A 13,036-nucleotide genomic window follows, 5' to 3' on the forward strand; every position below is an offset into this window, starting at 1 on the left:
GGTTCTGGCTCAAATCGCTGATCACAAGATCACCCGCCTCAACGATCTCATGCCGTGGTGTTACGCTGCTAAGCCAGCGTAACAGGGCCTATTTCCGTTTTGTAGGTCGGGTTCGCCGGACGCACACAGAAAACCAGTGTCATTATCACCACAAACCTAGAATTCGGCGAGTGGGTATCCGTCTTCGCAGATGCCAAGATGACGACCGCGCTGCTAGACAGGATCACCCATCATTGCTCAATTATCGAAACGGGTAATACATCCTTCCGCTTTGCCCAGAGCAAAAAGTCCCAAAACTAATAAGCCTTGGTTGGCACAAAGCCAGCAGACGAACCTGCTAGATGAGAGCTGTTCGCCTGCTGGATTTGTGCCAACCAAGGTGGGTCAATTTTAAATGATGATGCCGGATCAATTTTGAACGCTCATTGACAATCCTGAGCGCAGCAGCTCCCACGCCTTGAAAGAACCGGCCTACAAACATCACTACGAGGCTGTCCGCCAGAATGCAAACCAGGCTGCTCAATACGAAAACCGCCATGCCGAGGAATAGGATTGGCCTGCGTCCAAAGCGATCGGACAACGGCCCATAGGCGAGTTGTCCGATGGTCAGTCCCAAAAACAGAACGCCAACGATCTGCTGCAATGCATTTCCATCGGCTATTCCAAAGCTCTCGCCGATGTCAGGCAGTGCGGGCAGCACAGCATCAATCGACAATGCTCCTAGCGATGTAGTCAGCGCGACGAGCGCAACAAATTCAACTTCACTCTGTTTGTTCGTTGTGGACATGTCCGATCATCCTCATTGCATGACCTCCAATCGGGCCGATGTTGCGAGGAGTATCTTTTTCGTTCATAATATAAACAAGACGCATCTTATTGAGGTTATATATGAAAAAAACTGATCTAATGAAGGTCGATGTCAAGCTGCTGACGATTTTCTGCGCAGTTGCGAAAGAAGGGTCGATCTCGCGTGCGGCTGCACGGATGGACGTCAGTCAACCTCTGATCAGTCATGCTTTGGATCGGCTGCGTTTAGTGTTTGGAGATCCTCTGTTCGTGCGAGCTGGACGTGGCATTGCCCCAACCGAGCGCGCCCTCGCCCTAGCACCCGAGGTTTCGGAAATACTAGATCGACTTGAGACACTCGTTTCGCCAGAACCACTGGAACTGGAGCAAATGACGACCCGATTTTGCCTGGAAGCGCAAGACTATGAGCGTCAGTTGATTGCCCCCGGACTGCTGGACAGATTTTTGAACGAAGCTCCGCAGGCCAAACTTCGCTTGATCTCGTCTGGCCGGAATTACCTGGATCGACTGCGCATGCGAGAGAGCGATGTTGTCGTTACACCTCTCCCTCCACCAGATCAGCTTGATATCCACAGCACTACGCTTTTTGAGGATTGCGCAAAGTGCTTCTTCGATCCCAACGTCATTTCGGAAGATGAGGTGCGTGAGAATTTCGGTACGCTGCCTCACGCGACAGTTCGTTTTTCCATGTCTGGAACGCCGTTCGAAGAACGAATCTTTGAACAACATGGTATTGAACGTCAGTTGAGTGTCGAAGTTCCTAGTTTCGAAGCCCTTCCCCCATTGATGCGTGGGTCACAGCTCATAGCGATATTACCGGCGCGTATCGCACATGGGCTGTTCAGGGAATTCGCGCACATTGAGCCGCCTTGCCCGTTTCCACCTGTTCAATTCAAAATGATCTGGCACAAAGCCACACACCATTCCCCATCGCAAAGATGGTTTCGTGGTGCAGTTCGGCAGGCGGTAGAGCAGATTGCGTAACGCTAGGTTCCAATCTCCTGCCAGTCTGATCATCTTTAACTATTGCTTGGAAAAGTGCCAAACTCTATGAAATTATGGCCACATATCAATTTTCGACATATATCATCTCAATAAAGTGCGCCTTGTTGATGTAATTCCTGATGAGTACCTTCCGGGTAGCCAGTGAAAAGAGCTGGAAATCTGAGAAAGCGTTTCAAATGGATATGAAAACCTACCGGAACGACAGTGTTGCAGTCTCAAGGCTTGGCTTGGGATGCATGCGCATGTCGATGATGCCGGACCAGCAGCGTTCCGAAAGCGTAGCCACCATTCACGCCGCGCTGGAGGCCGGCATCAACCTCCTGAACACAGGGGATTTTTACGGCCAGGATGGTCATAATGAAATTCTTATCGGTGAGGCACTGAAAAGCGTTGACCGGGACAAAGCATTCATTTCCCTGAAGTACGGAACTTTTCAGAATGCTTTCACGGGCAGCAACAAGGTCGATGTTGGCCCAAAGAACGTGAAAACTTACATCACCACCTCTCTGAAACGTCTAGGTCTGGATTATGTAGACCTGTATCAACCCGCTCGCGTGGATATCGGTATCCCTGTAGAAGACACCGTTGGTGCTATCGCTGACCTGGTCGAAGCCGGATATGTGCGCAACGTTGGCCTGTCGGAAACCGATGCAGAGACCATTCGTAAAGCGCATGCCACCCATCCACTGAGTTTGGTGGAATTCGCTTACTCGATAACCGATACTTCCATCGAAGAAAGCATCCTGCCCACGGCACGTGAATTGGGTATCGGTATTGTGGCCTTTGGCGCCATGGGTTTTGGTAAATTGTCCGATGCAAAAGGCGATCCTTTGATGGTTACGCTGCGCCATATGGCCGCCGACAAAGACATTTCGATCGCGCAACTTTTGCACGGCTGGCTGTTGGCCAAGGGCGAAGACATTATCCCATTGGCTGGCGCTCGTACCACAGCCCAACTAGAGGATACACTGCAAAGCCTGGATCTAAGCCTAACCGACGAAGATCTAAACAGAATAGAAACCGCTCGAAATGCAAGCGAGCTGGTTGGCCGTTCAATGCCAAACATGGTCATCAAAAATGGTGTTCTTCTGGAGCAAGACTAGCCGGACACCTCGCGTTCCTATGAAACTTTCAGAACTATGTCTGCCAATTGAAGGAATTGATCCATGCGTCTATTCGTTAACGGCTCTGAATTTGATGTACCAGACTCATGGCAAGATGAAACGCTGCTTATGGTGCTGCGTGAACAGTTGGGTTTTGTTGGACCAAAACTTGGCTGCGGCCAAGGGGAGTGTGGTGCATGCACGGTTCACATCAACGGTGAGGCTGCTCGCAGCTGTTCCATTTATGCGATTGATGTCCAGTCTGACAGCATTACCACAATTGAAGGTCTCGCCAGCGCCGATGGCGTTTTACATCCTGTTCAACAGGCCTGGTTGGACGAGCGCGTCGCCCAATGTGGTTACTGTCAGGCAGGGCAAATCATGCAAGCCGCTGCATTGTTAAATGAAGAACCGAACCCCGACGACCAAACAATCATAGATCACATGAGCAACAATCTTTGTCGTTGCGGAACTTATAAAAGGATCAACCTTGCAATCAAGAACGCTTCCCAAGTGATGCAAACAAGAAAGGCGAGCTAGAAATGAAACCAGCTACACAAAAAAAGCGGCGCTTCACACGGCGTGGTTTCTTGAAAGCTGCTGGTTGGACAGCAGCGGGTCTAACCGTCACCTATTTCGTGGGCAGAGAGTTCGCGCCAGTCATGGCGTCGATGCGCGCACCAGACTTTGAGGAGGGCACAGCGTGGATCAAAGTCGACCTGGATGGCACTGTAAGAATGCTAAGCCCCGTGCACGAAATGGGACAAGGGTCATCCCTCGGCCTAGCCCAGATCGTAGCTGAAGAACTAAATGTTGATGTTGAGGATATCCAAGTCTCACTTCCCTCAACAAACGACGTAACGAGACTGCAGGTCACCGTAGGAAGCTCGGGAACCAGTAACAACGCCCGTCCTCTGGCTGAAGCTGCTGCTGGTCTTCGTGAAGAGCTGAGACAACGTGCGGCCAAGCAAGTTGGCCTTGATGCCCATGCTCTTGGCGATGCTAAAGGCGGTTTTACTACCCCGGAAGGTCAAGTCGTGACCTTCGCTGATATTGTCACAGGAACAAACGAAGTGATCGATCTTGGGGACCTCCCGGATGCGACCTCTTACACGTTTGATCCAGGCAGGGAGAAGGTGCAGGTTGGCAAAACTGCTTTGCAGGTTCAAGGGCGTGATATTGTAACCGGCAAAGAGGTGTATGCACTCGACGTTCGTTTGCCGAACATGACATATGGGCGCGGCGTTCCAGCCCCCGTGGCGGGTGCCCAGATCGTTGATGTTGATGATGGTGGCGTCAGTAGTATGCCCGGTGTCATCAAGGTCGTCGTCGATAAAGAGCGTAATTTTGCCGGCATTGTCGCGGAAACGCCAAGCGTTCTTGACGCCGCACTCGAGCAGATGACTGTACAGTGGGACAGCCCATCAAGTTATACTCAAAAAGATATCGACGCGATGATTGATGTTGATATTGCTCTTTCGGCCGGGGAACTTGAGAGCATCCTCGAAAACGATGATGTCGCTCAGGATCAGGTTTGGACCGTTGACCGACGTCAGGATTTGCCAATTGTCGAACATGCGACGATTGAACGGCGTTCTGCGGTTATTCAATTTAGTGAGCGGGACGGGCGAGAAGTGGTCGAGATCTGGGCGGGCACACAGGACATGTTCGTCAATCAAAAGAAGGCAGCTGCGGAACTTGGGTGGTCAACAGACCGCGTAACGGTTCACCTCATGCGTGTGGGGGGCGGCTTTGGTGGTCGCGCAACATATGATGTTGTCCGCGATGCCGTGCTCCTTGGACGAGAGGTTGATCGACCGGTCAAGGTGGTGTGGTCGCTACGTGACGAGTTCCTCGCAGACCGTACGCGTCCGCCATCGTCTCATCGGGTTCGGATCAAAGCAGATGACGATGGGAAAATCACCGAATGGTGGCACGCTTTCGTCAGCGGACACGTCATGTTCAACGATTTTTTGTTACCTGAAGGGGGCTTGTCGCTCGTTCGGAAACTGTTTCACGACATAGGCGCCACTATAGGTTCTCATCCATTCTATACCGTTGATCGCCGCCGCATCGAATTCACTGACGTCGAACTTCCTTTCCATGTTGGCCAGTGGCGCTCACTTGGCGCGACGCCCAATTCGCTTGCAGCCGAGGCGGCGGTTGAGGAACTCGCGCGAACGCTCAACCTGGATCCAATTTCGCTACGGATACAGAATCTTGGCCCGGAACAAGACCGGCTCAAGACGTGTTTGACAAAGCTGAAAACCATTTGTGCCGCTCGCCCGCTTCCTGAAGACGCAGAGGTTGGTCGCGGTTACGCCGCTGCAATCTTTGCTGAGCAAACCCATGTTGCAATGGCTTTTGACGTATCTTATGAGAAAGAGAACGAACAAATCCGTATCGATCGTTGTTATTGTGTGCTTGATCCCGGATTTGTTTTCAGCCCTGATCAAGTCAAGGCTCAGATCGAAGGGTGTACCATGATGGCCATCGGGCAAGTCTTGGTCGAAGGGGCGCCTATCGATGATGGTTCGATTTCAGCTTATGGTTTCTTCGACTATCCGATTGCGACGATTGACCACGCGCCAGAATTTGAAATTGAACTCATCAGTGACCCCTCTGTCGCGCCATCTGGTGTTGGTGAAGCCGCGTTGATCGCTGCACTTCCTGCTCTCGTAAATGCCATCCGCGCAGCAACAGGATATCGCGCAAACAAACTGCCAATAGATGAGGACGATCTTGTTGCCACAATGAACACGAAGGGTTGATCAGAGTGAATAATCGAGTGAAGCTAGGCCCAGGACCCATTGATTTTTAATATCTTGCCTGACTTACTTTGTGAGCGTTCGGTGAAGTCGACCTGACGCGATAGGATTTGATTTTCTATTCTTCCTCCAGTTTTGTCAGCAGGCGCTGGAAGGAAGTTTGCCCGTCGCTCAGGTTGCCAGTCGCCATGGCACAAGAAAAACACGGCTATATTACTGGCTGAATGATCACCGTTACAATCCCATGCTTGAAGGGAGATCAATGCATACAACAGAAACAGGGTTTGTTTCTAACAGTGTCGTCGAGGAGTGCCTTTCGTGTTCATGCTGCGAGGAAGTTGTTCAGGCACCGCTGCCCTCCCGGCCAATCGAGCGCGGGTGCCCGGGATCAGAGTTGCTGGCTCAAATTGCTGATCATAAAATCAATCGCATCAACGATCTCATGCCATGGCGTTACGCTGCTAAATCAGCGTCACTGAAGCCCTAATTAATAAAAAGGCTGGGGTCATCGGACGCACACAGTCATGACTGCTTCCGTGATGTTGATAAGCACCACTCGCTTGTCGTTGCTTGAGCGTTGTCGTGTAACAAGGCCGCGCTTTCTAAACGACCAATGACCTTGATCGCGCCTCCTTCGGTGAGCAGCAAGGCGTGTGAAATTTCACTCATCGTCACAGGTGCTCCAGACTGGTAAACACGCCCAAGCAGTTCTTTTCTGAAAGTGTCAGTTCACATTCATCCATAACAGCAGCCTGCAACATTTGCCGAAGGCGTTCTGCTTTAAGCGGTAGCAGATAGGCCATCCTTATGTTTAGAAGCTGTTTCTTGGGCGGTAGATCTAGTTTGGTCCTCGCAATCCATATCTCTGAATATATTAATTGACAAGAAAAGTATTCCAGATAAGTATATCCAAACTTATGCGGTAATAAGTTAGACAACCTGTAGCAGCCGTATGACCATGTAAAAAAGATACGCGGACATCCGTGCCTCTGCTGCTCACCCTTTCGTTGTTCTGTGAAGTTTTGCAGGTGCATCCAATGGCAGCAATGTTGCAGGATCAAATGGAATTTTTTCTAGAGAACTTGCCATCATGAATCGCGCACACTCACAGCGCTAAATAGGCAGGACCAGATGTCGCCTATGTTTGGCTGGATATCTTTTAAACGGGGAACTTATGGATGCGGTCCATTGAATTTACGGTAGTAATTTTCGTATTGGTAGGTGTTTTCATGACAGCTTGTGCGGCTACTCAAAAAGATCACAAGCAAGGATCTTTGAATTTCAAAGATGGAGCATTTAGGAATAACAGTCTGGTCGAAACTCACTCCTTCTGGGAAGTAGCCTGGGCAGGGCTGACCTCTGACACGGAAAGGGCTAAATGGCCGAAATGGGTGGAAACGATCACAGATCCGTCCCCGCAGGACAGAGTCAATAGCAAGGACGCACGCGTCACCTTCATCAACCATTCAACTTTTCTTATCCAGATAAATGGGTTCAATATTCTCACTGACCCAGTGTTTTCAGAACGAACCAGCCCGATTTCCTTTGCTGGCCCAAAGAGGGTTCATAAACCGGGCATAGCTCTGGAGGATCTACCAGAAATCGACGTAATTATCGTAAGTCATGATCACTATGATCATCTGGACTTGAAATCCATAAATCAGTTGATTAAGCGCGACAACCCCAAAATATATACCGGACTTGGGGTGGGAAGTCGCTTGGCATCCTCTGACAACATCAATGAACTAGATTGGCTGGATAGCGCGCAAGTGTCAGATGATTTTAAGCTTTGGTTTCTTGAAGTGCAGCATTTCTCAGGTCGTACATTGACTGATAGAAACTCCACTCTCTGGGGCGGGTTTCTTATGCAGATTGGTGGCAAGAATATCTACTTTGGCGGTGATAGTGGTTACGCCAATCACTTCAAGAGAACATATGAACAATTTGGACCTGTTGACTTGGCCTTTCTGCCAATAGGTGCCTATGCACCTCGGCATTTATTCAAGCCAGTGCATCTTGATCCATTTGAGGCTGTTAAAGCACATATGGATTTAAGAGCAAAACAGTCAATCGGCATGCATTATGGAACCTTCCAACTGAGTGCAGAAGCGCGCGTTGAGCCGGTTGAACTTCTGGAACAAGCCAAGCGTGAGGCTCAACTGTCCCCTTCTAGCTTTATCACGCTCAATGTAGGCCAGCCGCTGGACATGATCGGTGTTGGCTCCTCTGATTAGTACCAGTCATCCTCGCTGACAAAGCACGTAGAAATATAGAGAAACATGATCAACTACGTTAGGCCGCCTTCACCGAGCACCTACGCTTTACCGTTGATGGGAGCGATTTTACAACCTCTATCAATCGCATCATAGCTATCAAGGAAGACCGCCTTATGGGGCCCTCCGATTAGTGCTTAAATTGTTAGATAGGCTGTTATGGAATCTCATCGAAATCGTAGGAGCCAGCTTTTGGCGTTTCAGACAGGAGAAACACAATGATAAGATTCCAGCTCAACGGAAATTCAGTTACTACTGGCGTGAATGAAGATGCCCCTCTTCTTTACGTTTTACGAAATGATTTTTCTCTGAACGGCCCTAAATTTGGCTGTGGTGCCAGCGCATGTGGTGCATGTACTGTGCTTGTTAATGGTCAGGCCGTTCGGTCCTGTATCACACCGGTCTCGCTTGTCGCCGACTCCGAGGTGGTGTCGCTCGAAGATCAGACACCCGACAGCGTTCTTTCAGTGCTTCAACAAGCGTTCCTGGTTGAGCAGGCTGCACAATGTGGCTACTGCAGTAATGGGATGATCCTGACGGCTACTGAACTGCTATCGAGCAATCCTGCCGCAAGTGATGCAGAAATCCGTGAGAGCATGGATGGTATTTTGTGTCGCTGCGGCGCACAGGCGCGTGTGCTAAAAGCAATCAAGCGTGCTCAAGTGCAGATTTGAGGAGAGCTAATCATGATTAAGCCTGACACAGCATCACTTTCTCGACGTTCCATTCTACACGGCATTGGGGGGCTCACCGCCTATTTCGCATTGCCGGTTTCCATCCGTACTGCTCAGGGAGAAATGCGACGCCCAAATGAATCGACAGTTGATGCCTGGATTCGTATAGATCCCAAAGGCAGCGTTTACGTGTCCTCTGGCAAGGCTGAACTTGGCCAGGGAATTCAGACTGCATTTGGGCAAATCGTTGCAGAGGAACTGGATGTCGACCTTGCGCGCATAAAGGTGATCAATCCAGACACTGACCGGTCACCAGATGAATCGTATACGGCAGGCAGCGCATCGATACAGTCGAGTGGTATGACATTACGCCACGCAAGTGCCGAAATACGCCGTCATCTTGTCAAGATGGCAGCGGGCAGGCTCCACGCCGATTTGGTGGACATCCGTGTCGAAGATGGAGAGGTGATCGCTCCGGACGGCGGTCACATAACCTATTGGGCTTTGGTCGGTGGTTTGGAAATAAATATCCCGATCTCTGGCAATGCTCAACCAAAGCGTCCAGCAGACCATAAGTTTGTGGGTACGCCCCAGCAACGGGCTGATCTACCGGCCAAACTATACGGTGAAGCCTCTTACATCGTCGATATTCGCCTAGAGGGCATGGTTCATGGCCGCATCGTACGCCCCCCAGCACCGAAGTTCACACTCGTGGATGTATCCATCGACACCGTCAGTGCAATGGACGGTGTGATCTCAGTTGTACGGGATGGTAGTTTTCTCGGCGTGATTGCGGAACGTGAAGAACAAGCTGTGGCTGCAGCTGAAGTATTGGCCGAAGGTGCAAGCTGGGACATCCCGCCCATTGAACCACCGCTGGAGGAGTTGCCTGAACGGATTAAAACGCTGCCGTCATTCGACAGTGTTTTTCTGGAGGTTGGCGATGTTAACTCTGCCGGTGGCGAGCGTTTCGAAGCATCTTACTATCGTCCTTTTCATGCCCATGGTTCGATCGGACCATCTTGTGCGATTGCTCAGCTTGATGGCGATATCCTAACGGTGTGGTCGCATACGCAAGGTGTCTACCCAGCCCGGCGTGACATGGCAAACGTACTAGGGATGGCTGAGAGTAACCTGCGTTTCATTCATGCCCATGGAGCCGGATGTTATGGCCATAATGGTGCAGATGATGTAGCGATGGATGCAGCGCTCTTAGCCCGCGCAACCGATTTACCAGTACGTGTGATGTGGTCGCGTCAAGATGAGCTGGCTCATTCACCATTTGGCACGGCAATGCGTATTGAAATTGCTGCCGAACTTGATTCCAACAACAGGTTGCGCTCCTATGAGCACACGCTCTGGTCAGGTGCTCATATTGCGCGTCCAGGTTTGCAATCCCAAATGAGCAGCGGTAATCGTAGTGGCCTCATGCCCGCTTGGTCTACTAACAGCGATCTGCAACCCTATGCATTTCAAAGCGCAGCGTCTATGTTCGGGGCGGATCGTAACAGTGATCCGATCTATGATATCGCGAACAAGAGGCTGACAAAGCACCTTCTGCCCGAGATGCCTTTACGTGTCTCAGCGATGCGCAGTCTGGGAGCTTATTCCAATCACTACGCTATGGAAAGCTTTATGGACGAAGTTGCCTTTAATGCTGATGTGGACCCGATTGAGTTCCGGTTGCAGCACCTCAGCAATCCGCGCTATCGGGCGATTGTCGAAAAAGTTGCAGAAGAAGCCAATTGGTCTGGTCGTTCGAACAAAAAGGGCACTGGACGTGGTTTCGCATTTGGACGCTATCGGAATACATCGGGCATTTTCGCAATTGTCGTCGACGTACACGTAGATTTAGAGAATGGCGAGGTAGCCATATCGAAGGTCGTTGGAGCCATAGATGTCGGTCAGGTAATCAATCCGGACGGCGTGCTTAATCAGATCGAAGGCGGAATCATCCAATCCCTGAGCTGGACCTTGATGGAAGAGGTGACTTACGATCACACCGGCGTCACCAGCACCGAATGGTGGGATTACCCAATCATGAGTGTCGCGCAGTCCCCGGTCATTGAGCTTCATTTGATTGACCGCCCAGACTTGCCCTCTGTTGGAGCAGGTGAGGCTTCACAGGGGCCTACTGCTGCAGCACTTGCCAATGCCATCTTTGACGCAACTGGCGCTCGCGTTCGTGATTTGCCACTGCGGCCTGAAAAGATCCTGAAGCAAATGACTTAACTGAGTTCTTTTGACGGAGTTAAGCCAATAGGTTTTAGAGATTGTCGAACTGTGGCTCGAAGTAAAATGCAACGCGCATTTAATTTTTGGTATTTTCACATACCCAGACCAACCTATGCCTTCATTAGTTGAATAGCGGAGAGCTTTGGCCAGAACACGTCCAAACTGTAATCCGTACTGATGAGGAAAACTCGACAGATCGCAACGTTTATTGGTGAAACTTGAAGGGCACGTGTGATGCACATCCATTTGAGCATTGCATAACAGATGCCCGAAATAAAGTTTCGCCTATAGGAGACACCTGATGAGAACACTTGCAGTGATGCCTTGGACACTAGCCTTTATTTTACTTTTGCCAATAACGGTGCACGCTCAGGATTGGCGTGATGAGGCAGGTTATCTTTATTTAGCTGATCGTCTTGATCGACCGCAGGACGGTTATTGTATTGACGTGGCCGGGTCGGGCAACTGGGTAGACTTTACCATGCCGTTAAATGCGCATAATTGCAAACGGCCGGGCTTCTATGCAGACGAGGCCGTTACCTTTTCCTCTCCTGGTGCCATTCGTTTTCCTGCTTATCGGGGGTGCGTGACAGCGGTTGGTTTGAATGGGAGAACATTGCCTGGTGCCCCGCTGATGATCAAACATTGTGCTGATGAAGTTGATATCGCGCAATATCCTTTTGTGCGGGCATCTTTACAAGATTTCACACATCGTACAGATGGGCGTATTGAATTAACTGGCACGGGGCTTTGTTTCGAGGTTGGCGCAGATTCTGACAGCACCTTTTCAGAAGATCATCGCTGGCGTACCCTAAATCTGAATACCTGCGAAGATATTCCCGAAAGTCGATCAGTCTGGTTAGAATTTGAGCGAGAAACAGAATAATATCTATGTCGCAGCCAATACTTCGAAGGGTACTGTCGCAAACTTCGCTGGAATGCCCTTTTGGCTCAGTTGGCCCTTCCTGATCTTGTGGTCAGCAATTTGGCGCTATCAACCTGTTCGTCATCAGGGATGATTGGACAAGGGTTGAATATACAACCCTAGACACAAGACAATTGAGACAGCGTCATCCCAGAAATATTTATCTTGTAATCAAACGGAAGCTATTCATCCAAAGTTCATTATTGCAAAGGCAAAAAAATCTTCTGAAACGAATATTTTAGATTTATAGGAACTCCGTGTCAGTGCTGGATGTATTTTCCCCATTTGTGCTGCTTGAAAATTCCCCACTTTCGCAGCTTTGACTTTTGATTGAAGGGGCATGCCCCTTCAATCAAGAGTTGGCCAAACTCTCCCTCACGTTCCGGTTGGAAAAAGGGGTGCGGAAGGGGGTGGTCAATCTCGGGAAGATCGTAATGATCCATAATTTGAAGCAGCAAGGCTTGTCTATAAGTGCCATAGCGCGCAAAGCGAGCCTGAATAGAAAGACAGTCGCTAAATATCTGCACCAAGGCCTTGAAGCCCCTGTTTACGGACCTCGTCAACGTGATGGGCGTATGCTGGAGGAGTACAAAGACTACTTGCTCGAACGCCTGGAGCGGTTCCCTGGCCTGTCTGCCCGGCGCTTACACCGTGAGGTAAAGGCCCTGGGATTTGAAGGCGGTTACTCCACTGTAACTGAGTATCTTCGCGAGCTTCGCCCAGCTTCGGCACGCCCGTTCGAACGACGCTTTGAGACAGCACCCGGCCAGCAGGCACAGGTGGATTTTGCTGAGTTTCAGGTAGAGTTCACCAGTGAACCGGGCGTGACGCGCAAAGTCTTTTTGTTTTCTATTGTTCTTGGCAATTCTCGGTTTGTGTGGGGACGCTATTGTTCCAATCAAAAACTGGAAACAGTCCTGCGCTGTCATATTGCAGCCTTTGAAGCCTTCGGCGGTGCCACACTGGAGGTGCTGTATGATCGCATGAAGACAGCCGTTTTGGGAGAAGATCCAGATGGCACTGTTCGCTTTAACCCATCTCTTGTCGCTCTTTTGGACCATTATGGCGCTCAGCCGGATGCTTGCCACCCACCCGGTATTGGAAGGCAAGAACCAGCGTCAGGTTGACCCACGTCATCGTAAAGCCCTTCCACGGACAACACAGCGCCGCCGTGGCGGGAAAGAGCCAGCCAAACACAGCGGTGTAAGTCAACGCCCACTGGAGTTCTATGAAGCCGTAGGCCAGC

The 13,036-nt window shown here is 50.4% G+C and carries 10 protein-coding genes and 1 pseudogene; 10 read left to right on the forward strand and 1 reads right to left on the reverse strand.

What is annotated here, in order from left to right; all coding sequences use genetic code 11:
- Positions 1-126 precede the first annotated feature (126 nt).
- Positions 127-300 (forward strand): annotated as a pseudogene (locus PsAD37_RS27435) (ATP-binding protein); the annotation flags it as partial.
- Between the two features lie 37 nt (positions 301-337).
- Here the strand turns inward: PsAD37_RS27435 and PsAD37_RS08760 are convergent.
- Positions 338-787, reverse strand: a complete 450-nt coding sequence (locus PsAD37_RS08760; protein WP_063295819.1) for an MFS transporter — start codon at positions 785-787, stop codon at positions 338-340.
- Between the two features lie 101 nt (positions 788-888).
- Between PsAD37_RS08760 and PsAD37_RS08765 the strand changes: the two genes are divergently transcribed.
- The 9 genes from PsAD37_RS08765 to istA all read left to right on the forward strand — a co-directional run bounded on the left by PsAD37_RS08765 (position 889) and on the right by istA (position 12,917).
- The gene (locus PsAD37_RS08765; RefSeq protein WP_063295820.1) at positions 889-1,791 is read left to right on the forward strand and encodes a LysR family transcriptional regulator; all 903 of its coding nucleotides are present in this window, start codon (positions 889-891) and stop codon (positions 1,789-1,791) included.
- A gap of 140 nt (positions 1,792-1,931) precedes the next feature.
- Complete coding sequence (locus PsAD37_RS08770) at positions 1,932-2,915, forward strand: aldo/keto reductase (protein WP_206600062.1); 984 nt, start codon at positions 1,932-1,934, stop codon at positions 2,913-2,915.
- A gap of 63 nt (positions 2,916-2,978) precedes the next feature.
- On the forward strand, positions 2,979-3,455 hold the full coding sequence (locus PsAD37_RS08775) for a (2Fe-2S)-binding protein (RefSeq protein ID WP_063295821.1): 477 nt from the start codon (positions 2,979-2,981) through the stop codon (positions 3,453-3,455).
- Between the two features lie 2 nt (positions 3,456-3,457).
- Positions 3,458-5,686 carry a molybdopterin cofactor-binding domain-containing protein gene (locus tag PsAD37_RS08780; protein WP_063295822.1) on the forward strand — a complete coding sequence of 743 codons (2,229 nt, stop codon included), beginning with the start codon at positions 3,458-3,460 and terminating at the stop codon, positions 5,684-5,686.
- Positions 5,687-6,861: 1,175 nt separating this feature from the next.
- A complete protein-coding gene (locus PsAD37_RS08790; RefSeq protein ID WP_063295824.1) occupies positions 6,862-7,917 on the forward strand; it encodes an MBL fold metallo-hydrolase in 1,056 nt (351 codons plus the stop codon).
- Positions 7,918-8,174: 257 nt separating this feature from the next.
- A complete protein-coding gene (locus PsAD37_RS08795; protein WP_063292187.1) occupies positions 8,175-8,630 on the forward strand; it encodes a (2Fe-2S)-binding protein in 456 nt (151 codons plus the stop codon).
- Positions 8,631-8,642: 12 nt separating this feature from the next.
- Entirely contained in the window at positions 8,643-10,862 is a 2,220-nt protein-coding gene (locus PsAD37_RS08800; RefSeq protein WP_063295825.1) for a molybdopterin cofactor-binding domain-containing protein, read from the forward strand.
- Positions 10,863-11,166: 304 nt separating this feature from the next.
- Positions 11,167-11,751, forward strand: a complete 585-nt coding sequence (locus PsAD37_RS08805; protein WP_153039700.1) for an RICIN domain-containing protein — start codon at positions 11,167-11,169, stop codon at positions 11,749-11,751.
- A gap of 473 nt (positions 11,752-12,224) precedes the next feature.
- Positions 12,225-12,917: an IS21 family transposase gene (gene istA / locus PsAD37_RS08815; RefSeq protein WP_084407703.1), complete on the forward strand. Its 693-nt coding sequence runs from the start codon at positions 12,225-12,227 to the stop codon at positions 12,915-12,917.
- Positions 12,918-13,036: the final 119 nt, after the last annotated feature.

This window comes from Pseudovibrio sp. Ad37 (assembly GCF_001623075.1).
GTDB lineage: Bacteria > Pseudomonadota > Alphaproteobacteria > Rhizobiales > Stappiaceae > Pseudovibrio.

Bases quoted from the DNA above. Each gene is read 5' to 3' on its own strand.
- PsAD37_RS08765 (WP_063295820.1), top strand. From the start codon at position 889: ATGAAAAAAACTGATCTAATGAAGGTCGATGTCAAGCTGCTGACGATT.
- istA (WP_084407703.1), top strand. From the start codon at position 12,225: ATGATCCATAATTTGAAGCAGCAAGGCTTGTCTATAAGTGCCATAGCG.
- PsAD37_RS08790 (WP_063295824.1), top strand. From the start codon at position 6,862: ATGCGGTCCATTGAATTTACGGTAGTAATTTTCGTATTGGTAGGTGTT.
- PsAD37_RS08805 (WP_153039700.1), top strand. From the start codon at position 11,167: ATGAGAACACTTGCAGTGATGCCTTGGACACTAGCCTTTATTTTACTT.
- PsAD37_RS08760 (WP_063295819.1), bottom strand. From the start codon at position 787: ATGTCCACAACGAACAAACAGAGTGAAGTTGAATTTGTTGCGCTCGTC.
- PsAD37_RS08795 (WP_063292187.1), top strand. From the start codon at position 8,175: ATGATAAGATTCCAGCTCAACGGAAATTCAGTTACTACTGGCGTGAAT.
- PsAD37_RS08775 (WP_063295821.1), top strand. From the start codon at position 2,979: ATGCGTCTATTCGTTAACGGCTCTGAATTTGATGTACCAGACTCATGG.
- PsAD37_RS08800 (WP_063295825.1), top strand. From the start codon at position 8,643: ATGATTAAGCCTGACACAGCATCACTTTCTCGACGTTCCATTCTACAC.
- PsAD37_RS08780 (WP_063295822.1), top strand. From the start codon at position 3,458: ATGAAACCAGCTACACAAAAAAAGCGGCGCTTCACACGGCGTGGTTTC.
- PsAD37_RS08770 (WP_206600062.1), top strand. From the start codon at position 1,932: ATGAGTACCTTCCGGGTAGCCAGTGAAAAGAGCTGGAAATCTGAGAAA.